We start from the raw sequence: 25,409 nt of genomic DNA on the forward strand, positions 1-25,409 counted from the left end.
CTTCGTCGTTTTCAGACATACAGCGCCTCGGTATTCAGGTCGCTTTCGTACAGGGGGGTGTCGCGCCATCCCATCGCCATGGGCACGCGGTAGAGCCGCGGGTTGCCCAGCTCCGGCCAGATGTGGCACAGGCCGGGCACGACCACTTTCACGGTGCGAAGCGGAATGTCCGGCCGCGTGTAGTCGAGAACCACCGTCTCCATGCCGAGCGACGCAGCGATGCGCACGCAGCGTTCGATCTCTTCGGCAATGTCCGCGCCGGCCGCCATGGCGAATGGGCGCATCGGTGCCGCATGGCCATCGACTTCTTCCGCCGGCATGAGAAAGCGTGGCGCGTCTTCCGGGCCGCCTGAATGCAGTACGGAAAATTTCTTTCCGGCGGCAATGAGCTGGCTCATTTCCGTGAGCGCGCGCTCGCAGGCGAGCGCGGCACTCAGGCTGCAACCGAAGCCGATGGCCCAGTCACCCGTTGCGCGATGCCGGCCGATGGCAGCCACGACCGGAATGCCGAAGTCGTGGGTGAGGTCCAGCGCCCAGTGCTCCCATTGCGGCCCCAGGCTGCGCGCGATGCGTGCGCGGCTTTGCGCAGCGAGGCACCCGACGTCGATGGCGGGCCTGCGGATTTCGCCGTACCACCAGATGGCGGCGGCGTCGCGCTCCACCAGTTCGAGAAAGCCCTGAAGGATGGCTTCCTCCAGCGTGTTCCCGGCAGCGCAGCCGTTCGAAGTCCACACCGAGTGCCGCTGGCTTTCCGCCGGGGCGTTGGCATGGCAGAAGGCCAGCGGCAGGTAGCAGCGGGACTTGGATGTCAGCGACCAGGCCGGCGTCCACCATGCCGGTTCGTGCGCCAACGGCGCCGGCGAGGCCACCGCATGCGGCGGGCCGTGCGCTTCCAGTTGCATGCGCTGCCTGTCGCTGAAAAGTGCGAGCGCCTGCGGCAGGATGCAGCGCGCGTCCAGCGCCGACGCCGCCGCGAAAACGCAGGCCTCATCGCCCTGGTGAAAGGCGGCGTACCGCTCCACGGCTTCGCACATTGCGCTGGCACGGGACTGCTCCGTGGACATGCCCTTGCCAAGGCACACCTGGACCAGCGCGCTGGCGGAAAGATCGCCGCGGGCGGCTGGCGTCCTGAAGATTTCGCTGCGGTAGACCGCCAGTGCGTCTTCCGCTTCCGTGCCCAACGGCACGACGCGCGCAATGACGCCGCACAGCGGATCGAGGTGCGGAGCCAGGCGCTCGACCGTGGCGGATGCGGGCATCGTGCGCCAGCCACCATCGGGCCGGGCACTTGCAAGGCACGGCGCAGGCACCACCGGACGACGCTGAAGTTGCGCCATGAGCCCCGCATCGCCGCACTGCGGACACTGGGGCCGCACCACGACGGCATGCGGCTGCACGGGCTCGATGGTCCACAGCTGCTGGCCGGCCTGTGCGACGATCTCCAGCGCCAGCGGAAGCAGGCGTTCCAGGCGGTCGCTGGCGAGCTTCGCGTCGGCGCGTACCGGCAAGCCGACGGCTCGGCCGCCATGCCTGTCCTGCCACCACGCCCTTACAGGCTGATTCCGCAGCAGGCGATGCGCGAGGCAATGCCAGCACGCGGTGGCGGCGGCCGCATGCGGCGTGAACAGCGGTCCGACCATGGCCCGCTCGCCCGTCGGCTTGACCAGCAGCCATGGACGCCTTGCCGCCCGCTGCTGCGCGTCAATCAGGCCGAGCCTGGGGTCGAGGTAGTCGTCGCAGAACACGATGGTGCGCGTTTCGTTGCCGCCCGCTTCCCGCGCCCAGCGCCGAGCCGCATCGGGGTCCAGCGCTTGCGACAGCACGATGGCGTCGACGTGCGCCTCCACGTGGATGCGTTCGAACGGCAATGAAAAATCCGGAACGACGTAACGCTCCGTGTCGTTCACCGGCACCGGCCTTGCCAGCCCCTGCCGCACCAGGGCTTCGACCGCGTGCAGCATCTGCGCCAGCAGTGCGGGCGCGCCCTGGGCTCTGCAATGCGAGGCCAGGCTCACACGTTCGCGCAGCATGCGCTCGGCGGCCAGCACGCCGGGTGCGCCGAGCAGGAACAGGTCGGTCTCGCTCAACAGCAGCAGGCCTTCCGGCCGCACCAGCGGCGGCAGGAACTTGCCATGCCACTCGTAAACGCCGGTGAAGAAATCCATCGAGGGCAGGTTATGCGTCATGCGGCGATCCCAGCGCGAAGCGGGCAACCGTGTAGGGCCATCGGCCGGTCGCCGCGCGGAATGCAGCCTCGAAGAGCCGGTGCGAATCGGAGAACTGCGAGTAGAGATGATCCTCGGAGACCATGCGGATCGACGGATGGATGGCCGCGATGCGGGCGGAGTCCTCGAAGCCCGAGACCACCGGCAGATGCATGCCGCCCACCTGCACCGGCATGCCCGCCAGGACCGGATGGACGTAGTCCAGCACGACGACGCTTGCGGACCCGCGCGGTTCGAAACGCCGGGCCAGATGAAGCAGCATGGCCTCCAGGGGTGCCTGCGGCAGATAGGGGCACACGCCTTCCAGCATCACGAGCACGGGCCGGTCGGCCGGCAGGTCGGCCGCATCCAGCCACGCGAGGTCGAGGATCGAGCACGCGAGGTTGCGCTCTGCTTCGCCGGGCGTCACATGCTGCTCGCGCAGGCGAATCGCATCCGGCAGATCAACGTTGAGCCAATCGACGCCACCGCTGTGCGCCACACGCGGCCCCAGCCGTTTGCGGCGCGTGCACAACCCGGCTCCCAGGGTGACGCCGATGCCGCGCGGATGCGCCGCGAAGAACTCGGCCGCCAGGCGATCGATCAATGCAGCGCGCAGGACAACGCCGCGGACGAATGCCGCATCCCGCGTGCCGGCGGACAGGTCGAACGGCAGCGCTGCGGCAATGCGGCGCGCCTCGGGGTCGGAGAAGGCCGACGCCTCAATGACCCCCGCCGACCCGGCCCGGGCGGCGAGCGTCAACAGCAGCGTCGCGGTGGCGCCCTGCAGCGCAGTCGGCGGCACCCCTTCTGCAGGGGACTCAGCAAGTGAAGGGATAGGCACTGCCCGTGTTGTTGTACGCGGTGAGCGCAATCGGGCGCATCCCCTCCTCCGCCGGTGCCTGCGGATAGTTCAGCTGGATCGAGTTCTTGATCAGCGAACCGTCCGGGCCCTTCAGGTTCCACTTGCCGCTTGCGGCATCCCAGGTGAGCTTCGGATGTGTGACGAACCGGATCTGGAAATTGAACGGGTTGTTGTAGCCCAGCCATTGGCTCAGCACCGGGGCCTTGTCGGTCGCGGGCTCGCGCGTCAGGTCGCCCAGGAACTCCGGCGATTGCCACGCGAGGGCGATGGCGCGCAGCACCACGCCGCCGAACGCCAGCAGGGAATCCGGACCACCACCCGGAATGCCGAGCCCGGTCGGCAGCGCGCCTTGCGGCGGTCCGACGGGCTTGTCCGGCTCGTCCGGTTTGTCGAAGGCGGCGGCGGCGCCCATGAAATTCGGGAACAGCTGGTAGTAGGCGGCCAGGGCCTCGGTCGCGTGAGAGGTCGGCGCCTGCGGCAACACGATGACGAAGGCATCGTCGGGGCTGGTCCAGCCTGCCGTCAGCACCGGCTTCCATTCGGCCCTCTGCGCCGGATCGCCGTTGAGGTACAGGCCGATGTTCACCAGCGGCCACAGCGTCGGCAGGCCGAAGTCGCGGTGCAGCAGCGGCTGGATGTCCTGCTGGTCGAGCAGTTCGCGTCGGTACGCATCGTCTTGCCAGGATCGCGCAAGGGCCCGGAGGTAGGCGAGACGGAATTCGAGCAAGGGCTCGGATGCACTTTGGCGCTGGGTCATGATGACTTCTTCCTTGGTTAAGAAAAATGCGCAGGCATCGGCTTGCGCGGGCACAACTCCGGCCGCATGGCGGCCAGATCCTTCAAGCGTCTGGACACGTCCCGGTCGGCCGGCGCGAGCGCCTGCAACGCCACCAGCGCATCGAACTCGGTCCTGTGTTTTCCGCCTTCCCGCGCGACCTTCGCGGCGCGGAAAAAAGACAGCATCGCTGCCGCACGTTCGGCGCCTGCGCCCAGAAGGTAGCGGGCCTTCTTCAGGTGGAGCTCGGCGCTGTACAGCCTTTCGTTGAGTTGCTCCACCAGTCGCAGGCAATCGTCGATGCGGTCGATCGCCTCGTCCCATCGCTCATGGCCGGCCAGCGTTTCGGCGGCGAAGACACGGTAGTAAGTCTGGCAATAGCGGCACCCCATGTTCCACAGGGCCTGCACGGTGCCGTCGGCCTGCGCGATGTCTTGCGGGTCGCCCGTCGCCCAGCAGCGGATGATGTCCGCATAGCCCTGGAAAGCCGGCAGGCCGTAGCGCGCGGTGATGTCGAGCAGCTCGGTCGTGCTCGCCAGCGCCGCCGCCTTGTCGCCGCGGGCCTGGTGGCCCAGGCTCTGGTACAGCAGGGACATGCTCAGCGAAGGAATGTGAGACATCTCCCTGGCCCACTGCACGGCCTGGGCGGCATCGGTGCCCGCAGCCCCGTCACGGCCGGCGAACCATCGCACCAGCGAACGACCCGTGGTCGCCCACACGCGCGTGTCGAAGCCGAAGTCCGCCGCATGGTGCGCGTGCGCCTCGGGGTCGTAGCGCTCGACGGCGTCGGTCAACGCGCGTTCCGCCATGGCGAACCGGCCATCGGAATAGTGCGCGAGGCCCAGGTAGGTCTGGCCGGCCACCAGCACACCCTGGTCCTGCTGATGCCTCGCATGGCCCAGCAACCGGTGGCTCAGCCGCCGGACCTCGTCGCGGTTGCTCGCAACATGGTGAAAGGTGATCATGGCCCACAGGTGCTGCACCTGCTTGTCCGCGGCCACCGTGTCGTCCAGCAGCTCCTGCGACAGGGCGATGCGGTCCACCACCTGGGCATGGGCCCAGCCGTACTTGTTCATCATCGCCTGCGTGACGTAGCTGTTCACGTCCAGGCGGGCTTCGCGCTGCGGGGCGCCGGCCAGATGCCCGAGCCAGCCGTCGATGTGCTGCGCATAGGCGATGGTTTCGTCGTTGAGCGAACGGTGCTGCGTGAGGCGAAGCTGGCGCACCGCGTGCGCGACCGCCTGCGCGTGCTCTCCGGCATCGGCCCAATGCTGCGCGACGATGCCCGGCTCGTTGGCGACGCGCTGCGGGTCGCTCTGCAACAGGGCCTGCGCCACCTTCCGGTGCTGCTGCCGGCGCTGCGCGACGAGCATGCATTCGTAGGCGGTGTCGCGGATCAGCGCATGCCGGAAGACGAAGGCGTCCGCACCCGCACCCGACGGCTCGGCCGGCATGACGAGCCCCGCGTCGCGCAGGGCCTCCAACTCCCTGTCCACCATCTCGCGCGCCTTGCCTGAACATGCGCACAGCAACCTTGCGTCGAACTGCCGCCCGATGGTGGCCGCCAGTTGCAGCAGGCTCTTGGCGGGCCCGAGGCGATCGAATCGGCTCACCAGGGAGTCGCGCAGCGTGACGGGGATGGCGGCCGGCTGTGCCGTGTGCTTGAAGACCCAGGCACCGCCCTGTTCGACCAGGTAGGTGTCCAGCAGCATGCGCGCCATCTCCTGCACGAAGAGCGGCACGCCGTCGGTGCGCGCGACGATGTTGCGGATCACCGCGGCGTCGATCTTCCTCGGTGCGAGCACCTGGTGGGCCAGCTGGCTGGCCTCTGCATCGTCGAGCCTTCGCACTTCGATGCATTCGGCCTTCAGGCCTTCGGGCTTTTCCCATTCAGGCCGCGCCGTCAGCACCAGCAGCACACGCCGGTCGGCCAGCTGCGCGACCAGCTGCTCGAGAAATTCGATGCTCGTGGGGTCGGCCCAATGCACGTCTTCCACCACAAGCAGAAGCGGCGCCGAGGCCGCCGTGTGCAGCAGCCACTGCGCGGTCGATTGCAGCAGCAGTGCCTTCTGCATCGCCGGGGATGCCTGGCTCGCCTGGCCGGCGCCCAGCGGAAGCGACAACCATGAACAGAAGATCGGCGTCACCGCACGGCCGTCGCAGCCGGCGGCCTGCAGGGCCTCGTGCAGTTGGACGCGCTGGGTGTCCGGCGACGCGCCCGGCACCGCTTCGAGCTGCTGGCGCAGCAACGCGAGGAACGGCATCAGCGCGCTGTTGCGGTGTTCCGGCTGGCAATGGGCATTGACGGACCTGGGTCTGCCTTCCTGGGCCACGTGCTCTCGCAGCACGTCGACGAGGCAGGACTTGCCGATGCCCGGCTCGCCGCGGATCCACACCGCGCGCCCATGGCCCATGGCGGCCTGCGTCCATTCGGCCCGCAACAGCGCCAGCTCCCGATCGCGGCCGATGCACATGCGGCTCAACGCACCCGGCGTGGCCGCAGGCGGCGACGCAGACGGCTTCTGCGCATCCAGCCGGTAGGTCTGAACACCGGCGGACAGTCCCGGCATGCTCACGCTGCCGGCCTGTTCGAAATGCGCGTGGCGAGCCAACAGGCGATAGCTGCTTTCGCTGGCGAGCAGCGTCCCCATCCCGGCCATGCCCTCCAGGCGCATCGCCACGCTCACGGCATGGCCCGAGGGAATCTCGCCGCCCGCCACCACGGCCATGCCGGTGTGCATGCCCATGCGAATGCCCAGGTGCACGCCGTGGGCCTGCCGGATGGCGGCCGACCTGCTGCAGCCCAGGGCCGTCAGCTCGAGCGCCGTCATGCACGCCTGCCGCGCGTCGGTGTCGCTCGCATGCGGGTAGCCGAACAGGACGATCATGCGATCGCCCAGCGTGCCCGCCAGCAGGCCACCGCGCCGTGTGGCCGCTTCTGAAAAACGGCCGAGCTCTTCGCGCTGCAGCAGCTCCAGGTTCTCGATGTCCGAGGGCAGGGACGCGCCCTCGCCCTCTTCGCTCTCGCTGACGTCAGGCCAGACCGCGACGCTGCAGCACAGCACCGTCAGTTGCCGCTTCTCCGAGAAAGCCCTTGCCGTGGCGACAGTGCGCGCCAGCGAATCGTCCCCTTGGCCCAGCACCGGTCTGAAGGCACCCACGAGGTCGTCGAGCCTGAGCCGGCCGAGTTCTTCGAGCAACGCGGAGGCCGATGCGCAACGCTCGGCAGGCTTTTTCTTCAGCACACGCCGCAGCAGCTGCGCCACCGGATGCGCGGCCATCTCGGCCGGCAGCGGCACCTCCTGCGGGCTCAGTTGCCGATGCACGATCTCGGCGGTCGAATCGCCATGGATCGCGGGCGCGCCCGTCAGGCATTCGAGGAACATCAATCCCCAGGCATAGAGATCGGAGCCGGCGCTCGGCGGCTCGCCGCGAAGCTGCTCTGGCGCGCTGTACGCCGGCGTGCCGAGGCACTCCTCGTCCATCGTCAGCGTCGCAAACTGAACCTCTCTTTGCAGCGGGATCACCGTGCTGATGCCGAAGTCCAGCACCTTCGCATGCGGCAGCGCACCGGTGAAGCTCACCATCACGTTGTCGGGCTTCAAGTCGCGGTGAACGATGCCGGCCCGATGCGCGCAATCCAGCGCATCGAGCACTTCCGCCATGAGATGGCCGGTCTCTGCCGCGGTCAGCGAGCCTCTGCGCCGGATCAGGCTCTTGAGCGTTTCTCCGGGCACGTACTCGAAGACGCCGTACACGCAGGCGCCCTGCTCGCCCTTGTCGAGCAACTGCACGATGTGGGGATGATGCAGCGCGGCGCAGAGTTTGGTCTCGCGATGGAAGCGAGCCACGCGCTGCCGGCCCTCCCGCAGCTTCACGACCTTGATCGCGACCGTGTTTCCCGTGTGATGTTGCGTGGCGCGATAGACAGTACCGTAGCCGCCGACGCCCAGCACACCGAGCACGTCGTAGCCGGGAATGCGCAACGGGTCATCCGGCGCCACATGCTCCGTTGCGTCAATGCTCGCAATGACGGCATCCTGCATTTCAGCCCCCACCTGGTTGATTGGCCAACCCAACTCCGAAGTGCGTTGCGGCAACGGTTGGCCGCGCAGACAAATCGAACGAAACACGATTTGTTACTGTAGCCGAGGGGCGATTTATTTCGTAAGAGATTCTTCAAAAAGAAAGCGCACTGCAGGGGCAATGGAGGTCTTTCTAGCGCGTGGTTCCTTGGTTGTAGGTTGAAAGAACTCGCGATTTCGTCGGCCGGCGGTTCGACTATCCTCCGCCTCGCCACGCCGGCTGCAAGGCCGATCCACCTTTTAGAAAAGAGAGAGTCCGTTCCATGTTCCGCACCCTGCTCAAGTCCAAGATCCACCGCGTTGCCGTCACCGACTGCGAACTGCACTACGAGGGCTCCTGCGCCATCGACGAAGACCTGCTCGACGCCGCCAACCTGGCCGAGAACGAACAGGTGCACATCTGGAACATCAACAACGGCGAGCGCTTCGTCACCTATGCGATCCGCGGCGAGCGCGGCACCGGCATCATCTCGGTCAACGGCTCGGCCGCGCGCCGGGCATCGGTGGGCGACCTCATCATCATCGCGGCCTTCGGCCTGGTGCCGGAAGACCAGGTGGCGGGCTACAAGCCCAAGCTCGTGTTCGTGGATGGCGCCAACCGCATCAAGGAAGAGCGCGCGCACATTCCGGTGCAGGCGGCTTCTGAATCTGCGATGGCCTAGACCTCTCGCCATTGCCGTGGAATCGAGCATGGGGGTGCTGCCTTGGAAAGCACATCCGACTCGGCTTTTCGTGACGGAGTTCGCAAGAGCGGCGGCGTGCACTCATCGTGCGCTCAACGTTGCCCCAGTAAAGTCGCTCCAGGCTGCGGAAGAAAAAAGCAGGGCTCACGCCCCGTGCCAGCTGCGCCGCATTCGTTCGTCCAGCCCGAGCCATGCAGCGTTGTTCATTCACCTTATTGCTCAGAAAGAACTCCATGAAGATCAAGCAATTCATTCTCTCCAGCGTTGTGGCATTCGCCAGCCTCGCGGTGCTGGCGCCGAGCGTGGCCTCGGCAGCGCCGTACCGTGGCCACAAGATGCACAAGGCGCACAAGGTGTGCAAGTGGGATGCGCACCGCCATCAGCGCGTGTGCCGCTGGGTGCGCTGAGTTCGTGTGCCGACCAGGCACGTGACACGACTGGCGCATTGCGATCGACCCCGGCTTCGTGCCGGGGTTTTCTCATGCGTTCTTATTCCGCGCGGACGGTGTTGCGCAGGATGCCGATGGCATCGACCTCGACCTCCACCACGTCGCCGGGCTTCATCCAGACCGGTGGCGTGCGCTTGGCACCCACGCCGCCTGGCGTGCCCGTCACGATCACGTCGCCCGCGGCCAGCGGCATGAAGGCGGAGATGTGCGCAATCTGCCGCGGAATGCTGTGGATCAGCTTGTCGGTGGTGGTGCGCTGCATTTCCTGTCCGTTCAGCCGCGTGACGAGCGTCATCACCTGGTCGTCCTTGATCTCGTCGCGCGTGACCATCCATGGACCGAAGCCACCGGTACGCCAGAAATTCTTGCCGGCCGTCCACTGCGGCGTGGCGGTCTGCCAGTCGCGGATGCTGCCGTCGTTGTAGCAGGCGTAGCCGGCAATGTGGTGCCAGGCATCGGCTTCGGCGATGCGGCGACCGCCGTTGCCGATGACGATGGCGATCTCGCCTTCGTAGTCGAGCTTGCCCGACTCGGGCGGCATCACGATGGCCTCGCCATGCGCGACCTGCGACTCGGCGACGCGCAAGAAGAGCGTCGGCTTTTCGGTGATCTCGCGGCCCGTTTCCCGCACGTGGTCACCGTAGTTGAGCCCCACGCACACGATCTTTCCGGGGTTGGGAATCACGGGCAGCAACTGCACTTCGCTCAGCGGCAAGGTCGCGCGCGCCTTCTCGGCGGCTGCGGCCGCTTCGGCCAGCAGGCCCGCGGCGATGAGCGTCTTCAGGTCTGCCGCGCGGTCACTGAAGACCTCGCGCAGATCGATGACGCGGTCGCCGAGCACCGCGCCGTAGCTGTCGATGCCGTTGTATTGGTAGCTGATGAGTTTCATGGTCTGCCTCTGATGGAGCGTGGTGGGTTGGGTTGTTGATCTATGCCAGCCGACCTCCTATGCGCGCAGCGCCTTCGGTGATCAGGTGAACCATCTTGTCGATGTCGACGATGGCCAGGCGCGAGGTATCGAAGACCAGCGAGAGGGCGGCCCATGCGCCCCCGTCGGCCTTGGGGATCGGCGCGGCCACGGCCGCGAGTTGCGGCTCGAGTTCGCCGACCGACACGTAGTGCCCCGCCTTGCGGATCGCGGCGAAGCTGCGGCGAAATTCGCTCCACTCGGCGGGCAGCCCGCTGCGCACGGCTTCGTCGCGGCGCGCATCGAAAATCTTGCGCAGCTGCGCGGGCGGCAGCGCGGCAAGCAGCACCTTGGGCGCCGCGCCCTGGAACGGCGGGCGTGGCCGGCCTCGTCCATACGCGAGCGTGGCGGGGGTACTGCCCATCTCGCGGTGCGTGTCGAGCACCTGCAGTCCGAACAGCGCCGAGACCACGCAGTCGAAGCCCGTGGCCGCCACCAGTTCGCGCATCACCGGAATGCCTTCGCGCAGCACCGGGTCGGCCTTTCGGATGTAGTGGTCGAGCAGGATGATGCGCGGTCCCAGCGCATAGTGCGAGTCTTCGACGCGCTGCAGCAGGCCGGCTTCGAGCAGCATGCGCACGTAGCGGTAGCCCGTGGGCAGCGACACGTCGAGTGCTGCCGAGATGTCGTCCGCCGTGCGTGTCAGGTGCCTGTCGTCGAAGAGGTCCAAAACCCCGAGCATGCGGCCCAGGCTGGACATGGATTTTTCCGGCACGCGAGTTCCTCCGAGATTTCATGGCGCGACGGGGAGGTATTGCGAGATGCGATCCAGATCGTGCCCCGTGCGCGCGACGCCGACGATATATCGGTCAGGCCGCAGTATCACCGCATGGGCTTGGTGTGAATCGAGCCAGTCGCGCAGCAATGCATCGGGACGGTCGATGACGATCGCGCCGGCGCGGCGCCATCGATCGGCGGTGGACGGCGCGGCCGATGCCAGCGCCGGTGCGTGGCCGATGACGGCGCTGCGATGCCCCAGCAACTCGTCGAGCAGGCGGCCATCGTCCAGGCGCGGTTGCGGAAAAGGGCTGCCCGCCAGCGCGCCGGGCGTCGCATCGAAGGCACCGGCGCCGAGCATCTGCGGCGGCAGTTCGAAGATCTCCGGCTGGCCGGTGCGGAACTTCGCATCGCGCTCGGCCGCGAGTTCGGGGTCCGTGGTCTGGATGATGTTGCCCAGCCGCACGGCCAGTTCGATCAGCGCGCGCACGTGCGGCGCGCGCTCCGACTCGTAGGTGTCGAGCAATTCGGCCGGCGCGCGGCCCTTCAGCACCGCCTCGAGCTTCCACGCGAGATTGGCGGCGTCGCGAATGCCCGCGCACATGCCTTGTCCCAGGAATGGCGGCGTCTGGTGGCAGGCGTCGCCGGCCAGGAGCAGCCGGCCATCGCGCCAGCCTTCGGCGATCACCGAATGAAAGGTGTAGATGGCGGCGCGCTCCAGCCGCGCCTGATCGGGCCGCACCCAGGGTGCGACCATTTGCCACAACGCGTCGGGCTGCACCATGGCCTCGCGGTCGTCGCCCGGCAGCACCATGATTTCCCAGCGGCGCCGGTGGCCGACCACATTGCAATAGGTCATCGGGCGCACCGGGTTGCAGTGCTGCACCGTGTGATGCGGCAGATCGACGTCCTTCTCGAGCACCACGTCGAACACGAGCCAGGGCTGCTTCAAACCGAGATCGGCCATCGCGCTGCCCATGCGCTGGCGCACCGGCGAGCGCGCGCCGTCGCAGCCGACGACGTAGCGCGCGCGCATGTGCTGGACGCGATCGGCCTCGACGGCGCGCACGCGCAAGGTGGCGCCATCGGTGTCCTGTTCGACGCCGACGACTTCATGGCGCAGGCGGATGTCCACGTTCGCGAAGCGCGCGAGGCCTTTGCGCAGCACGGCTTCGAGTTGGGGCTGGTGAAAGTAGTAGTTGTTGGCGCAGCCGTGCGGTCCCAGCGCGGCCGTGCCGCCTCGGATGAGCATGGTCTCGCCGGCGCCGTTGACGAAATGCATGCCTTGCACCCCGGGCCGGGAGATGGCCAGTGCCTCGTCGCGCAGCCCCGCGGCCTGCAGGATCCGCAGCACCTCGCCATCGAAATGAATGGCGCGCGGCAACGGAAAGATGCCGGTCTCCTTCTCGAGCACCAGCACCGAGAGGCCCGCGGCACCCAGCAGGTTGGCGAGCGTGGCACCGGTCGGCCCGAGGCCGACGATCGCCACGTCGTGAATGCGCCCTGCCTCAGCCACGCTGGTCCTCCTGCATGCGGCGCGCCACCTCGGCCTGCCATTGCGCGCGGCTCATGAACCTGGGAAAGCGCTTGGCGATGGCTTCGGCCCGGGCCAGGACCACCTCATCGGGTTGCGACAGGTCCACGGGCTCGCGCAGCGGCTGCTCGCAGTACCACGGCGTGTCCATGAACAGTTCCAGCCGGTTGCCTTCGGGATCGCGGCAATACACCGACACCGCATTGCCATGCGTGATCGCAAGCATGTCGTGCGCGCCCTCCTCCAGCAGCCGGTCGCGAAACTGGCGCAGCGTGCCGATGTCGGGCACGCGAAAGGAAATCTGGTTGACCACGTTGAAGCCCAGGTCCGCCGGACGGCCGGTGGCCAGCACCAGCTGGTGATGCTCGCGCGGGTCGCGGCTCAGGAACACCAGCTGCACCGCACCCAGGTCGCCCGCGTCGGTCTGCGTGAAACGCAACGCCTGCTTGTAGAAGCGCGCCATCCGCGGCAGGTCGGTCACGTAGAGGCCGATGTGGCTGAACTGCAGGGACGAGGGGGTGTCTTCAATCATTTCAGTGTCTCCTGAAGAGAAAGTCATCAGTCTCTTTGGTCTTTGTTCGATGAAATCGTATCTAGATTATCTTATTTTGACAATATCCATCGTTTTACTATCATTCAGGCATGTACAGACGGCACATATTCCCAACAGGAGACAAATCGATGAGAGTTCTGAACATGCCGGTGCGCCGATGGCTCGCCCTTGCCGCGATGGCTGTTGCGGCGACTGGCGCCGCAGCCCAGTCCGACTACCCTGCCAAGGCGGTGCGCATCATTGCCCCGTTCCCCGCCGGCAGCGGCCCCGATGCGAACGCCCGCGAAATCGCCGCCGAGCTCAGCAAGATCCTGGGCCAGACCTTCTTCGTGGAGAACCGCCCGGGCGCGTCGAACATCATTGGCACCGAGGTGGCCGCGAAGGCGCCTGCGGACGGCTACTCGCTGTACATCGGCACCACCAGTTCCCTCTCGGTCGTGCCGCACCTGTATTCGAAGCTGCCCTTCAACGCCGAAAAGGACTTCGCACCGGTCAGCCTGCTGGGCGTGCTGAACACCGGCCTGATCGCCACGCCGGGCGTCCAGGCGAAGGACGCCCGCGAACTCATCGCCGCGCTCAAGGTCAAGCCCGACTCGGTCGCGGTCGGGACGGCGGGCATCGGCAGCTACTCGCACCTGTCGGGCGTGTGGTTCAACAACGCCGCGGGCGTCAAGACCAACCTCGTGCCCTACAACAGCAGCAGTCCCTACACCGACCTGCTCGCAGGCCAGGTGCAGTTGATGTTCGACGGCCTTCCGGCCGCCGCAAGCCACGTCCGCGCAGGCAAGCTCAAGTTGCTGGCGATCACCGGCAAGGAACGGCATCCGAGCTTTCCCGATGTGCCCACCTTCGCCGAATCGGGGTTGGCCGATTACGCGCCGATCGCGTGGCAGGGCATCCTCGCGCCCGCCGGAACGCCCAAGGAGGTGCTGGAAAAACTGAGTGCCGCGATGCACAAGGCCTGCCAGTCGCCCGAGCTTGCGAAGAAGTGGCGCGACTACGGCGGCGAGCTGCGGTGCAACACGCCGGCGGAGTTCACGGCCTTCATCAACGCGGACCGTGCGATGTGGGGCAAGGTGATCCGCGAAGCCAAGGTCAGGCTGGACTGAGGGAAGATGGACGGCCGTGGCCAGGCCGGCCGAGCTGGCGGGTATTCTTGCGCCCTCGAATCTGCGACGGAGGCAGTGGCCATGTACACGGAACAAGGCGGCGAAGGTCCCGACCTGCTTCTCATGCTGCACGGCATGGGCGCGACGGGGGCGGTGTGGTCGCCCATGTGCGCCGAGGCCGGTGCTCGCTGGCACGGCCGCTGGCTCGTGCTCGACCTGCCCGGCCACGGCCGATCCGGCCGGCAGGACGCCTATGCCATCGGCCAATACGCCGCCAGCGTCGCACGCGCCGCGCTGCCGCACATCCAACCCGCGGGCCGGCTCGTGGTGCTCGGACATTCGCTGGGTGGGGTGATCGGCCTCGCGCTGGCCACGGGCTGGTTCGGGGTCACGCCGCACCGGGTGCTTGCAGCCGGCATCAAGATCGCGTGGAGCGATGAAGAGCTGCGCCGCATGGAGGCGCTGGCATCGCAGCCCGCCAAGAGGTTCTCCACCGAAGAAGAAGCGCGGGACCGATACCTGAAGGTCTCGGGTCTGGCCGGCATCGCCGATGCGGCGGCACCCGTCGTCGCGCGGGGCATTGCGCACGATGCCGATGGCTGGCGCCTTGCGATGGATCCTCGCGCCAACGGCGTGGGCAAGCCCCCGCTGGCCGAACTGATGGCTCTGGCGCGCTGCCCCGTGCACCTCGGCCGCGGAGGCCATGACGCGCTGGTGACCCTGGAGCAGACCCGCTCGCTCGATCGCGAGGCACGGGACCTGGGGGTGCATGGCCACAACGTGATGGTCGAGGCGCCCGGGCTGGTCTGGGACTGGGTGGCCTCGTTCACATGAGACGAGGCCACTGAGCGGCCGGCCTCAGGCCCTTCGAATCGGCACCACCCGTACTTCGGCGGCGCGCGCCCTCAACTGGCCGCACCCGCCGTCGACATCCTGGCCGGCCGAATGGCGCAGCTTCGTCAGGACGCCGCGCTCGTGCAGCGTGCGGGCGATCTGTTCGCAGCGCTCCCACGACGGGCGGCTGAACGCCACGCCGTCCACCGCGTTGAACGGGATCATGTTCAGCACGCCGTATTTGCCGGAGAGCAGCCTGACGATGCCTTCGATCTCCTCCGGCCCGTCGTTGATGCCTTCAAGCAGCGTCCACTGGTACTGAATGGGGTAGCCGGTGGCCCGCGCATAGCGCTCGCCTGCGGCGACCAGTTCCTCGGGCGTCATGTTCGGCGCGCGCGGAAGGAGATTCCTGCGCAGCTCGGCCTTGGTCGTGTGCAGCGAGAGCGCCAGCGCGGGCCTCACGCGGGCCTGGCTCAGCCGCTCGAACGCGCGCGGATCGCCCACGGTGGAGAACACCAGGTTCTTGTGGCCGATGTTGCCAACGGTGCCGAGCAGTTCGATCGCCTCGATCACGTTGTCCAGGTTGTGGGCCGGCTCACCCATGCCCATGAACACCACCTGCGCACCGGCCGGCGCATGCGCGCGAGAGCCACCTGGGCAATGATCTCGGCGCTCCCCACCTGGCGGAGCAAGCCGTCCCGGCCCGTCATGCAGAACTGGCAACCGACGGCGCACCCCACCTGTGAAGAGACGCACAGGCCGTCCCGAGGCAGCAACACGCTCTCCACGGTCTGGCCGTCTGCCAGGGCGACGAGCAGCCGCTCGGAACCATCGGCGCCAGGATGCACCGCATGGATGCGCGCGAGCCCCGCAAGCTCGGCCTCGATGGACGGCAGGGCCTCCAGCAGCGACGACGGAAAGAAGCTCGCCGGCAGCCGCCTGCCGCTGTTGCGCGGCAGCGCATGGGACCATAGGCGCAAGATCCGCTGCTCGTGGCTGGGGCCCGCGCCGGCTTCCCGGAGTCGTCGTTTCAGTTCGTGGATTCGCATGCGCTGCTTGGGGCAAAGGGGATCTTGGGCTTGGCGGAGGTGGCGTGAGGTGCCCTGCGCGTGACTGGGTACTATCGCCATGCTTCGGTCGAAGTTTCCGTGTCTGCGGCCGCCGGTTCCAGACCAGGACCCGCGCCCCGCTTTTGCGATTATCCCGCCACTTGGGGTGCGCAGGCCGCACGCCCCGACCGACGCTACAGGTCGGGCCGATCCATATTCGCTGAACCGCCATTCATGCCAGACGAACCCCTCACCCCGATCGGATTGGCCGACGCCACCCGAGCGGACACACGCTCGGAGACGCCCAAACCACGCTGGCCGTCCGTTGCGGCCACGTTCATGCTTCACGCGTGCATCTTGCTCTGCGTTGTCTTGCTGCCTCCCATCGTTTACGACGCCGTTCGAACTTCGACCTACCAAGGCATCGAGTGGCTGCATTTTTCAGGCGGTGTCACCTATCCCCTGTACGCCATCTACTGGATTTCGAAGCTCAAGAATTTTCGCGCCAGGTTCGTACTGCTTCATCTCACTGTCGTTCTGATGGTCGCAGTGGCCACGGCCTTCGCGAGCAACCGACACACCCCCATGTTCGTGGCGTTTGTGCCGACCGCGGCTTCCGCCCTTCCGCTTCTCGGTGCATTGGCCTCATGGCTGCACGGCAGCCGCAAGCTGGCTGTGACCTACCTTGTCGGGAGCTTGCTCGCACTCCTGATTGCCATACCCTCTTCCTTGCTGATCATCTACGGCATGGCGATGTCGTCCGTAGGCTCCATGCGCTATTAGGTCATCAAGAAAATCGATGAACTGAGCGAGAAACTTTTTGTTGGCGTTTGCGGGCGCGGATTCGCACAATCGGGCGCATCAGATCAAGGCGATGCATCGCAGGCCCGAACGAACATGTCTCGCATCCAGAACGTCGTCACCGCCTACCTTCGCGCGAAGGACCACAACCGGCCGCATCTCATGCGGCAGGCTTTCGCCCCCGATGCTCGTCTGGAGATGGTCGTCAATGCCGGGACCATCTCGTTCCCGCCATTGGCGCAAGGCATCGAAGCGATCACCGAAGTGCTGGTGCGCCAGTTCTCCCGCTCCTTCGAGAACGTGCACACGCTGTGCATCGGCGCGCCGCCCACGGAAGACTTGCCGCGGTACGGCTGCCAATGGCTGGTCGGCATGTCCGAGAAGGACAGCCGTGCCGTGCGCGTCGGCTGCGGGCGCTACGACTGGGTCTTCGAGTCCGCGCCCCCGCGGTTGGCAAGCCGGCTCACGATCACCATCGAACAGATGCTCAGCCTTGCGCCCGAACATCTGGCGCCCTTGATGGCTTGGATCTCGAACCTGTCCGCCCCCTGGTGCGCGGCGTCCGAACTGACGACAGGCGCACCCGCCATCGCGGAGCTTCAAACGGTCATTGACTACTTCGCCTGATATTCACGTCGTGCCCCCGGCCATCCTGGCGCGCCGGGCCAGTTCTTTCGCGCTGGGCGCGGCCTCCTCGCCGAGCGAGCCAAGCTGGATGTCTCCAGCTGGAACGTAGGTGCTCATCACGACGCCGGTCGTCGAAACCTTCGAGGCCACGAGCCGCAGTGCGCACGGCCTTGCCCCGTTTTCGAACAACCGTTTTCCATGGCCAAGAACCACGGGGTACGTCCACACGTTGTATTCGTCGATGAGCGATGCGGCCTGCAGCGTCTGGATCAGGTTGCCGCTGCCGATGATCTGAAGGTGGAGTCCGGGCTGATCCTTGAGCGCGGTGATGGCTGCAACGATGTCGCCGCCAAGCCATGAAGAATTGTTCCATTGCAATGACTTCGGGGTGCGGGACGCCACATGCTTCTTTGCCGCATTGAGCGTCCTTGCAATCGGATCATGCGCCGGCTGGTAGGGCCAATAGGCCTCGAAGATTTCGTAGGTTCTGCGGCCGAGCACGAGCTCCCGATCCTTGCCGTCGAAACCCGCCGCCGAAAGATCCATTCCTGCGCCTCCGAAAGCGAACAGCCAGCCACCCAAGCTGAAGTTTCCGGTGGGGTCTTCGGTCGGTCCGCCTGGTGCCTGCATGACACCATCCAGCGACGTGAACGTGGACGCGATGAGTTTCCTCATGTCACTCTCCCGAGAGTGCACGACGTTGTGCGCTTGTGCGCGGTTCTGGCCGATTGTCGTCATCGCATGCGAAGCGCGCCGGTCCCTCCACCGCCCACCCGCTGTCGCCGGCCGGATCGAGGTCGCGATGGCACCGCGTGAGCCCGTCGTCCAGGTCGAGGGTGACGCCGATGCGCCAATGGCCGCCGGCGCCGAGCTCCACCTGCAGCATGGCGAAGCCGCTGCCGGTGCCCACGGCCGCCGTCACCATGGTGGCGACGAAGGCCCCGGGCACGCGGCCGAGTTCGACCTGGCCATCGAGCCAGAACGCGTCGGGACGCGCATTGACGAAGATCCAGGGTGCATACAGGCCCGAGGACACGACCGAGATCACCTCCACCGGCCCGCCCGCCGCCTGCAGCCAGAGGCTCGACACGCTCGACATGTGCCGGTCGCCAGACAGCACCACCACGTGGCGCGCGCTGGTGTCGCGCAGCAGCTCGAGCAGCGCGCGCTGGGAGGCCGGGTACCCGCTCCAGTCGTCCAGCCCCAGGCGCTCGGCCGGGTCGCCGAAGACGGCGGCGCGCGGCATCGGGAACAGCGCCACCGGCGACACGATGAACTTGGGCACCGCGGCGGGCGCGGCCTCCAGCCACTTTTTCAGGTCGCCCAGGCCGGCCTCGGCGCGGATCGCTGCGTGGTCCAGGGGCGCGGCTTGCGCGTCCGTGCGCAGCGCCCGCCGCTGGCGCGTGCTGCGCGTGTCGAGCATGTAGAACGGAAAGCCGGCCGGCGCGATGCGGTAGTCGAAGGGACGCTGGTCGCGATGCGGGCCGATGCCCTTCACCAGCTTGTGCTGCTGCGCGAAGTAGCCGTCGAGCGCGGCGCGCACGGCCGGCGTTCCATAGGGGTCGGGGCCCGGCTCCCAGTCGTCCATCACCTCGTGATCGTCGAGCAGCGGATAGGTCGGCAGCGAGGCCATCACCTGCCGCAGCGCCTCCAGCCTGAAGCTGAGCGCATAGGCCTGGCCGACGTCGTCGCCGCCCGCCGGTACGAAGAGCCCCGCGGTCTGGTCGACATACACCTGGTCGCCGGCCAGCACCAGCAGCTGCGGCTTGTGCGGTGGCGCGAGCAGCTCGAGCCGCTGCGCGAGCCGCCGATACGACGCCTGTGCGGGCACCCGGTCGACCAGGCCCGGCACGTACTGGCAACTGGCGAGCGCGAAGCACAGCGAGGCCTGCGCGGGCTCGCCCTCGCGCTGCACGGCGCCGGTCCATGCCGGGTCGAGGCGCACCACGGCGCGCTCGCGCTGCGCGTCGGTGGCCGCGTCCAGCGTCCGCATCACCTGCGTGCGGATGGGCTCGATGGGTGCGTCCTGCGGCTCTGCGAACAGCCCGGGCGCCATCCGCGGGCCCAGCACGTCGATGGGGCCGCGCGCCATGGGCAGGTCGTCGTGCGCCGTCAGCACCGCGAAGCCCTGGTACTCGGCGAGCCGCTCGTCGAAGAGGTCGACCTCCACCGCCTCCTGCAGCAGCTTCTCGCGCGTGGTCGGGAGCGCCACCATCCACTCGAAGTCGAAGCACCACCGCCCGTCGCGGCGCCGCGCGGGCACGAAGACCACGGCGCGCGCCGACACATGCGCGGGCGGCGGACGCAGCGCCAGCCGGCAATGCAGCCGGCCCGCGTGGCCCGCCGCGCGGCTCGCATGGCCCAGCCACGGGCCGGTCCACGGCAGGCGGGCCACCCAGTCGGGCGGCACCGGCTCGCCGGGGCCGGGCTTCTTGTCGAAGGCCTCGAGGAACCGTACGATGTGCGGGAACACGTCGGTGCAGGCCTTCTCGCCGATCAGCGTGTCCTGGTGACCGTAGGCGCCGAGCACCAGCAGCTGGTGCGGCGTGCCTTCGCCGAGGAACAGGTCGCCCCCGGAAGGCTTCGACGGGTCCGGCAGCTCCGGTGGCTCCCGCGGCAGCCCGCCGTCCTTGCCGAACACGCGCTTGAGCAGCCAGAAGCTCTCGTACGAGCCGCGCCAGTCGAACACCGCGTTGCGTTGGCCATGCAGCATGAACACTGGAAAGCCGAAGCGCTGGCCGACCTGCTCGAAGCCGACCGCGTGGCCCTGCCCGCCGGCGTCGGTCAGCACCTCCTCGCGGGCGTAGTTGCCGACCTGGGCAAGGCCCCGCAGCTTCACGAAACCGTAGATCGAATCGAGCGCATCGAGCGTGTCCTTGCCGATGTTGTGCAGCCGCATGGTCTGGCCGAAGATGGCGTCGGCCCGGTGCCGCACGGCCGCAAAGCCCGGCGCCTTGCGCAGGCGCTCGGCCTCGCCGTCGTCGTCGGGATAGGGAAAGGTCGCCAGCAGGCCGTCGACGAGCAGGCGCTTCATGGTCGTGAGCGCGGGGCGCGTGTCGAACTCGTCGGTGCCGATGAACTGCTGCAGGTAGCCCGCCACATAGCCCCGGAAGCGGTTGAAGGCCGTGGCGCGCAGCAGCGGCCCTACCTGCGACAGCACCACCGCGCCGATGGACGCATGCAGCCCCGGCAGGCGCAGCACCGCCACGCTGAACATGGCGGCACCGATGCAGTGCGCCACCACGTCGACCTGTACCGGCGCCGCATCGTCGGGCGTCCCGTACGCTGCCTGCACGGTGCGCAAGGCATCCGGGATATCGGCCTCGGCCACCTCGTCGAACGACCAGTAGGCCCGCGGCAGGTGCGGAAAGCCGATGCTGGTGCGCAGGTCGAGCACCCAGACCTCGCGCCCGGCCTCGAGCAGGCTGTGCACCAGGTTGCCGGGAATGCTCTTGTGCGCGAAGGTGGAACCGCTCGCGCCATAGCCGTGGATCAGCATCACGGGCCGCGTGCCTGCGCGGCGCATCGGCGGGCGGTAGCGCGACAGCAGCCGCGGCGGCGCGCTGCCCGGGCCGGCCGCGGTGGCGAGCTCGACCGGCTCGGGCCGCACGCCGTGCACCTCGCCCGGCAGGCGCTCCCAGTCGTGCCGCGGCGAATCGGGCGGCGGCACGAAGTGCAGCAGGTGAACGTGCAGCACGATGCGCAGCACCCACAGCGCCAGTTCGGCCAGGTCCCCCAGCTGGTTGGGCATGTCCTGCTGGTGCTCGACGCGCAGCAGGGGTTGCAGCTGCTCGACGAAGTAGGAAGGGTCCAGCACCATCCGGCCCAGCGGCTTCGCCCCCTCGGGGCCGACGCGCTGCAGTTCGCCCTCGCTCAATTGCCGCCACGGGTTGCCGCCCTCGACGAAGGCGATGCGCTTGGTGAGCCGCAGCCGGTCGCCCACCTTCAGCGGCGGGTCGTGCTCGACCCGCTCCACCGTCCAGTCGTATTCGATGAGGCGCACCTGCCCGAGGTGGGAACACAGCGCCATCAGGTCGGCCATGGCGGCGCCTTCGAAGCTCACGCTCTCGTCGCCGTCGTCGCCGTCGTTGCCGCTCGGACCCGCCATGGACGCGCGCACAGACAGCAGCACCTGCGCCAGCGCCAGCAGCTTCTTGCGCGCCAGCGCGTGGCTGCGCAGGATGCGCTCGATGCTGTCGCTCTTCTCGCGCACCAGCATCGATGCGGTGCCGGCGCAATGCGCGACCGGCGCGTTGTCGCCCTTGCCGAAGCGCAGGACCACCACCGGCTGGGCCAGCGCGCGAGGCGTCGCGCGCAGGGCCGGCACGTCGATGGGCTCGAACTCCACCTCGGCACTCAGCGCGAAGGCCTGGCCGTCGATGTGCACGCGGCCCGTCATGCGCTCGCGCAACGAAACGCGCGTGGGTGCGGGCGCGCGGGGACGGGTCAGGTCGCGGCGCAACGGGCGCTGCGACGCCGGCGGCTGCGGCGAACCGGCCAGCGCCAGGCTCCAGTCCGCGGCCAGTACCGGCACTGCGCGCTCGGCCAGCGCGGCGATGGTGAGCGAAGGGTTGATGCCGAGCGACACCGGCACGATCGAGCCGTCGAGCACCGCCAGGCCCGGCAGCAGCGACGGCGTGGCCGCCGCGCGGTCGTAGACGCGGCCCCAGCTGTCGACCACGCCATACTCGCGCGAGTCGGCCATGCGGCAGCCGCCCAGCGGGTGCACCGTCAACACGGAGCCCACCGGATCCAGGCGGCCCTCCAGGCTGCGCAACGGTGGCAGCGGGTTCCACAGCGGGTTGGGCAGCACGCGCCCGCCAAGCCCGCCCGCGCCGTCGTGGGCCGCATGCAGCGCACGCATCTGCGCCGCGAACACCGGCAGGGCCGCGACCTTGTCCCACATGACGCGCACCTGCGCATCGGCCAGCACGGCATCGCTGCCGCCACAGCCGACCAGTTCGATGGTGCCGGCGGCGCCGTCGTCGCCCATCATTCCGTAGACCGGCGTGCGGCGCAGCATGTCGTCGTCCACGGCCAGCGGATCGCGCCCCTCGTCCGGCGCGTGGAGGTCGAGGTCCATCTGCGCGAGCGCCTGCAGGGCGTCGGTGGTGGTCACGACTTCGGCCAGCAGGCGGCGCAGCGGCGCGGGAATGGCGAACTCCTCGATCACCAGCGGGCGCTCGCCTTTTTTTGCGCAGGTGCGAAGCAGGCCGGTGATGGTCGGCCCGATGCCGCGCTGCGCCGGTGCGTCGCCTTCGGGTGCGCTGGACAGCGCTTCGTCGTTCTGCGCGGCCGCCACCGCGATCATGTCCGCGTTGGCCGAGAAGCCCTCGCCCAGCGCCTGCGAGATGGGCAGGCCCGCGGCCTCGGAGCGCTTGAGCAGCTCGGTGGAACCCAGCGTGCCGGCCGCCACCACCACCCGCCGCGCGCGCACCACGTAGGGCCGGGCGTTGTCGGTGCGTGCCTTGCGCCGATCGGTGAAGAAGAACTCGACCGCATAGCCGCGCCCTTCCGGCAAGGCCGCGATGCGGTACGCGGTGCCACCGGTGAAGAGGCGCGCGCCGCGTGCACGGGCCAGCGCCAGGTAGTTGGTGTCCAGCGATTTCTTGGCGCGGTGGTTGCAGCCGCTCACGCAGTCGCCGCAGCGCAGGCAGCGGTGCATCGCCACCTGGGCGGGCGTGCGCGTGCCGTCGGCAAAAGCGATGGCGACGTGGGCCTTGCCGCACGATGCCGCATGCAGGCGCGTACCGGCCTTCAGCAGGGAGTCGAGCTTGGAGACACTCTCGGGGATCTGCTCCAGCGCCAGCATGGCCTCGGCCTTGTCGTAGCCCTGCGCCAGCGCGGCAAGGTCGAGGCCCGCGGGCCACGCGCCGCCCTCGAAGGCGTCGGACGTGGCGCGCTCCATCACCGCCGCGTTGATGAGCGACCCGCCGCCCAGACCGTTGCCCAGCAGCGCGTTCACATCGCCGCCCAGGCGCAGGTCGAACAGCCCCGAGGCGTTGCCGCGCGCGGGCCTGCCGTCCTGCATGCTGAAGCGCACGTGCCCCGGCAGCTCGGCGAAGGTGGCCGGAAATTCACCCGGCAGGTATTCGCTGCCGCGCTCCAGCAGGTAGACCTTGATCGGCACCGCGCCGGGCGCGATGCCGGGCGCTGCGTCCACGGCCAGCGCGCCCGCCAGCCTTGCCGCCGCCACCGCGCCGCCGTAGCCGCTGCCGATGACCAGCACGTCGCAGTGCAGAGCGTCGGGCGGCGCCGCGAGGATCTCGCGTACCAGCACCTCGGCACCCTGCGAGAGCAGGCGGTCGCCCGGTGCATCGTCGTCGTGGCGGCGGCCTTCGTTCATGTTCGGCTCCTCGCGGGATGGGTGGCGGATTCAGGGACCTTCGATGGCCGCGGCCAGCGCGCGGCCGAGCCTCCGGTCGTCGACGGGCTTGCGCAGCAGCGGCAACGCCCGACGCCGCGCCGCCTCGACCACCGCCGGGTCGGTGTCGGCCGTGACCATGACGATGGGAAGCGCAGGGTGTGCCGGCTGTGCGCAGCGCTGCGCACGCAGGCGCTCGGCGGCATCGAAGCCCGAGATGCCGCCGCCGAGCCGGCAGTCGAGCACCACCGCATCGGTCTCGCCGACCTGACCCAGTGCCTCGTCGAGCGTGGCGGCGGACAGCACGCGGCAGCCCATCGCGCCCAGCGCGTTGAGGTAGGCGCCGCGCACCATCGGGTCGTCCTCCAGCACCAGCACGCAGCGCCCGGCCAGGCTCCACGGCGCGTCGGCGCCGTCACCCTCGGGCCCGTCGGCGCCGACGGGCGCGGCGCGCGGCAGCCGCAGCCGGAAGCAGGCGCCCGCGCCGAGGCTGGACTCGAGCTCGACCGGCACGCCCAGCAACTCGGCCATGCGCCGCACGATGCCCAGGCCCAGTCCATGCCCTGCGGCGGGTGCGGCGCCGGAGCCCGGCGCCTGGAGCTGCACCAGGTCCTCGAACACGAGCCGGTGGTTCTCGGGCGCAATGCCGGGGCCGCTGTCCTGCACCGTCAGCTCGACCTCGGCGTTCGATGCGTCCGATGCATCCCGCGCGCGGACCCGCACCTGGACCTGCCCGCCCGCGGGCGAGAACTTGATCGCGTTGTCCACGAGGTTGGCCAGCATGCGGCGCAGCAGGTCGGGGTCGGTGCGAACCTCCAGGCCCGGCGGGCAGTCCGTGCGCAGCGCGACCTGGCGCGCAGCCGCTGCGGCACCGAAGCTGGCCATCACGGCGGTCAGCAGCCGGTCGACCCGCACGCGCTGGGGCTGCGCCACCACCACGCCGGCGTCGAGTTTCGACACGTCGAGCAGGGCGTCGAGCATGGCACGCAGCTGCTCCAGGCTGCTGTCGACCACCTCGACGATCGCGCGCGCATCGGGCGCCATCGCCACGTGCCGCAATGCCCCCACGTTGAGCGCCATGGCCTGCAGGGGCTGGCGCAGGTCGTGGCTGGCACCGGCCAGGAAGCGGCTCTTGTCATTGTTGGCGCGCACCGCCTGGTCGCGGGCGATGGCCAGCTGCGCGCGCTCGAACTCCAGCGAGGTGGCCAGCGCCAGGTTCTCGGCGCGGATGCCGAACGACTCCTCGAAGGTCTGCAGGTTGCGCCGGGCAAAGCGCGTCTGCACGCCGAAGAACATCAGCACCAGCGCGGCCACGCCCCAGCCGAGCCAGCCGCCGGCCACCAGCCACATGGCGGCCGTGGGCACGAAGAGCAGCCCCGCGTAGGCCAGGAAGGCGGGCATCACGGTGGCGCTGGTGGACACGGCGCCCGCGCCCCACGACACCAGGATCATCGTGAGGACCGCGTCCAGCGTCGGGTCGAGCCGGGCCATGAACAGCGCCGCGGAGCCATTGCACGCGCCGATCAGCACGTTCCAGCGCACGGTGGCACGCAGCCGCGCTTCGATCGGGCGGGCGCGGTCGGCGGCCATGCGCGCGAGCGCGGCGGCGCGCCACTCGCGGCTGGCGATCACCGCCGCCAACCAGCCGAGCACCCAGGGCGCCGGAACGTCGCGCCAGACGATGGCCGCCACGACGGCGGCGGTGAGCAGGATCTGCCAGCGCAGCCCCCGGGCCTGTTCGGCGACCACCTGCAGGCGCCGTTCGTCCAGCTCGTCCAGCGCCGCCGGCATGC

17 protein-coding genes and 1 pseudogene are annotated in these 25,409 nt (G+C 68.7%); 6 read left to right on the plus strand and 12 right to left on the minus strand.

Features of this window, described 5'->3' with window-relative positions; genetic code table 11:
• Positions 1–11 precede the first annotated feature (11 nt).
• Genes ACAM55_RS26910 through ACAM55_RS26925 form a run of 4 tightly spaced genes read right to left on the minus strand, consistent with a single transcriptional unit; the run spans position 12 to position 7,890 of the window.
• Positions 12–2,186 (minus strand): TOMM precursor leader peptide-binding protein, encoded by a 2,175-nt coding sequence (locus ACAM55_RS26910; protein WP_369657316.1) that lies wholly within the window; start codon positions 2,184–2,186, stop codon positions 12–14.
• Entirely contained in the window at positions 2,176–3,009 is an 834-nt protein-coding gene (locus ACAM55_RS26915; RefSeq protein WP_369657317.1) for a class I SAM-dependent methyltransferase, read from the minus strand. Before ACAM55_RS26915 ends, ACAM55_RS26910 begins: the two co-directional genes overlap by 11 nt.
• 16 nt (positions 3,010–3,025) lie before the next feature.
• Entirely contained in the window at positions 3,026–3,826 is an 801-nt protein-coding gene (locus tag ACAM55_RS26920) for a BMA_0021/BMA_0022 family TOMM bacteriocin (protein WP_369657318.1), read from the minus strand.
• A 17-nt stretch (positions 3,827–3,843) separates the two neighbouring features.
• Positions 3,844–7,890: a TOMM system kinase/cyclase fusion protein gene (locus tag ACAM55_RS26925; RefSeq protein ID WP_369657319.1), complete on the minus strand. Its 4,047-nt coding sequence runs from the start codon at positions 7,888–7,890 to the stop codon at positions 3,844–3,846.
• 302 nt (positions 7,891–8,192) lie between these two features.
• On the opposite strand from ACAM55_RS26925, the gene panD reads away from it, so the two are divergent.
• Together panD and ACAM55_RS26935 are read left to right on the plus strand one after the other, a co-directional pair.
• The gene (gene panD / locus ACAM55_RS26930; protein WP_369657320.1) at positions 8,193–8,591 is read left to right on the plus strand and encodes an aspartate 1-decarboxylase; all 399 of its coding nucleotides are present in this window, start codon (positions 8,193–8,195) and stop codon (positions 8,589–8,591) included.
• Positions 8,592–8,845: 254 nt separating this feature from the next.
• Positions 8,846–9,019, plus strand: coding sequence for an HHHH-motif protein (locus ACAM55_RS26935; protein WP_369657321.1), 174 nt, complete (start codon positions 8,846–8,848; stop codon positions 9,017–9,019).
• Between the two features lie 82 nt (positions 9,020–9,101).
• On the opposite strand, the gene ACAM55_RS26940 is transcribed toward ACAM55_RS26935, so the two are convergent.
• From ACAM55_RS26940 to ACAM55_RS26955, 4 genes are read right to left on the minus strand one after another with little or no spacing between them, the layout of a single operon-like run.
• A complete protein-coding gene (locus ACAM55_RS26940) occupies positions 9,102–9,950 on the minus strand; it encodes a fumarylacetoacetate hydrolase family protein (RefSeq protein ID WP_369657322.1) in 849 nt (282 codons plus the stop codon).
• 40 nt (positions 9,951–9,990) lie between these two features.
• Positions 9,991–10,743 (minus strand): IclR family transcriptional regulator, encoded by a 753-nt coding sequence (locus ACAM55_RS26945; protein ID WP_369657323.1) that lies wholly within the window; start codon positions 10,741–10,743, stop codon positions 9,991–9,993.
• A gap of 18 nt (positions 10,744–10,761) precedes the next feature.
• Complete coding sequence (locus ACAM55_RS26950; RefSeq protein WP_369657324.1) at positions 10,762–12,261, minus strand: bifunctional 3-(3-hydroxy-phenyl)propionate/3-hydroxycinnamic acid hydroxylase; 1,500 nt, start codon at positions 12,259–12,261, stop codon at positions 10,762–10,764.
• On the minus strand, positions 12,254–12,811 hold the full coding sequence (locus tag ACAM55_RS26955) for a VOC family protein (RefSeq protein WP_369657325.1): 558 nt from the start codon (positions 12,809–12,811) through the stop codon (positions 12,254–12,256). The genes ACAM55_RS26950 and ACAM55_RS26955 overlap by 8 nt, the downstream gene beginning before the upstream one ends.
• A gap of 149 nt (positions 12,812–12,960) precedes the next feature.
• Here ACAM55_RS26955 and ACAM55_RS26960 point away from each other — a divergent pair, with 149 nt between their 5' ends.
• Both ACAM55_RS26960 and ACAM55_RS26965 read left to right on the plus strand, forming a co-directional pair.
• The gene (locus tag ACAM55_RS26960) at positions 12,961–13,941 is read left to right on the plus strand and encodes a Bug family tripartite tricarboxylate transporter substrate binding protein (RefSeq protein ID WP_369657326.1); all 981 of its coding nucleotides are present in this window, start codon (positions 12,961–12,963) and stop codon (positions 13,939–13,941) included.
• Positions 13,942–14,022: 81 nt separating this feature from the next.
• Positions 14,023–14,775 (plus strand): alpha/beta fold hydrolase, encoded by a 753-nt coding sequence (locus ACAM55_RS26965; RefSeq protein WP_369657327.1) that lies wholly within the window; start codon positions 14,023–14,025, stop codon positions 14,773–14,775.
• 24 nt (positions 14,776–14,799) lie between these two features.
• Here ACAM55_RS26965 and ACAM55_RS26970 read toward each other — a convergent pair.
• Positions 14,800–15,824: pseudogene (locus ACAM55_RS26970) on the minus strand (RNA methyltransferase).
• 234 nt (positions 15,825–16,058) lie between these two features.
• Here ACAM55_RS26970 and ACAM55_RS26975 point away from each other — a divergent pair.
• Complete coding sequence (locus ACAM55_RS26975; RefSeq protein ID WP_369657328.1) at positions 16,059–16,607, plus strand: hypothetical protein; 549 nt, start codon at positions 16,059–16,061, stop codon at positions 16,605–16,607.
• A 114-nt stretch (positions 16,608–16,721) separates the two neighbouring features.
• Positions 16,722–17,252 (plus strand): nuclear transport factor 2 family protein, encoded by a 531-nt coding sequence (locus ACAM55_RS26980; RefSeq protein ID WP_369657329.1) that lies wholly within the window; start codon positions 16,722–16,724, stop codon positions 17,250–17,252.
• A gap of 3 nt (positions 17,253–17,255) precedes the next feature.
• Here ACAM55_RS26980 and ACAM55_RS26985 read toward each other — a convergent pair whose 3' ends face one another.
• From ACAM55_RS26985 to ACAM55_RS26995, 3 genes are read right to left on the minus strand one after another with little or no spacing between them, the layout of a single operon-like run.
• Complete coding sequence (locus ACAM55_RS26985) at positions 17,256–17,927, minus strand: dihydrofolate reductase family protein (RefSeq protein ID WP_369657484.1); 672 nt, start codon at positions 17,925–17,927, stop codon at positions 17,256–17,258.
• Between the two features lies 1 nt (position 17,928).
• Positions 17,929–23,598: an alkaline phosphatase D family protein gene (locus tag ACAM55_RS26990; RefSeq protein WP_369657330.1), complete on the minus strand. Its 5,670-nt coding sequence runs from the start codon at positions 23,596–23,598 to the stop codon at positions 17,929–17,931.
• 30 nt (positions 23,599–23,628) lie between these two features.
• Positions 23,629–25,407: an ATP-binding protein gene (locus tag ACAM55_RS26995; RefSeq protein ID WP_369657485.1), complete on the minus strand. Its 1,779-nt coding sequence runs from the start codon at positions 25,405–25,407 to the stop codon at positions 23,629–23,631.
• Between the last annotated feature and the right edge of the window lie 2 nt (positions 25,408–25,409).

Source organism: Variovorax sp. V213 (assembly GCF_041154455.1).
GTDB lineage: Bacteria > Pseudomonadota > Gammaproteobacteria > Burkholderiales > Burkholderiaceae_C > Variovorax.

What these genes read in the sequence shown, in the direction of transcription:
- ACAM55_RS26910 (WP_369657316.1), bottom strand. Translation starts at nt 2,186, where the DNA reads ATGACGCATAACCTGCCCTCGATGGATTTCTTCACCGGCGTTTACGAG.
- ACAM55_RS26920 (WP_369657318.1), bottom strand. Translation starts at nt 3,826, where the DNA reads ATGACCCAGCGCCAAAGTGCATCCGAGCCCTTGCTCGAATTCCGTCTC.
- ACAM55_RS26925 (WP_369657319.1), bottom strand. Translation starts at nt 7,890, where the DNA reads ATGCAGGATGCCGTCATTGCGAGCATTGACGCAACGGAGCATGTGGCG.
- panD (WP_369657320.1), top strand. Translation starts at nt 8,193, where the DNA reads ATGTTCCGCACCCTGCTCAAGTCCAAGATCCACCGCGTTGCCGTCACC.
- ACAM55_RS26935 (WP_369657321.1), top strand. Translation starts at nt 8,846, where the DNA reads ATGAAGATCAAGCAATTCATTCTCTCCAGCGTTGTGGCATTCGCCAGC.
- ACAM55_RS26940 (WP_369657322.1), bottom strand. Translation starts at nt 9,950, where the DNA reads ATGAAACTCATCAGCTACCAATACAACGGCATCGACAGCTACGGCGCG.
- ACAM55_RS26955 (WP_369657325.1), bottom strand. Translation starts at nt 12,811, where the DNA reads ATGATTGAAGACACCCCCTCGTCCCTGCAGTTCAGCCACATCGGCCTC.
- ACAM55_RS26960 (WP_369657326.1), top strand. Translation starts at nt 12,961, where the DNA reads ATGAGAGTTCTGAACATGCCGGTGCGCCGATGGCTCGCCCTTGCCGCG.
- ACAM55_RS26965 (WP_369657327.1), top strand. Translation starts at nt 14,023, where the DNA reads ATGTACACGGAACAAGGCGGCGAAGGTCCCGACCTGCTTCTCATGCTG.
- ACAM55_RS26975 (WP_369657328.1), top strand. Translation starts at nt 16,059, where the DNA reads ATGCCAGACGAACCCCTCACCCCGATCGGATTGGCCGACGCCACCCGA.
- ACAM55_RS26980 (WP_369657329.1), top strand. Translation starts at nt 16,722, where the DNA reads ATGTCTCGCATCCAGAACGTCGTCACCGCCTACCTTCGCGCGAAGGAC.
- ACAM55_RS26985 (WP_369657484.1), bottom strand. Translation starts at nt 17,927, where the DNA reads ATGAGGAAACTCATCGCGTCCACGTTCACGTCGCTGGATGGTGTCATG.
- ACAM55_RS26990 (WP_369657330.1), bottom strand. Translation starts at nt 23,598, where the DNA reads ATGAACGAAGGCCGCCGCCACGACGACGATGCACCGGGCGACCGCCTG.
- ACAM55_RS26995 (WP_369657485.1), bottom strand. Translation starts at nt 25,407, where the DNA reads ATGCCGGCGGCGCTGGACGAGCTGGACGAACGGCGCCTGCAGGTGGTC.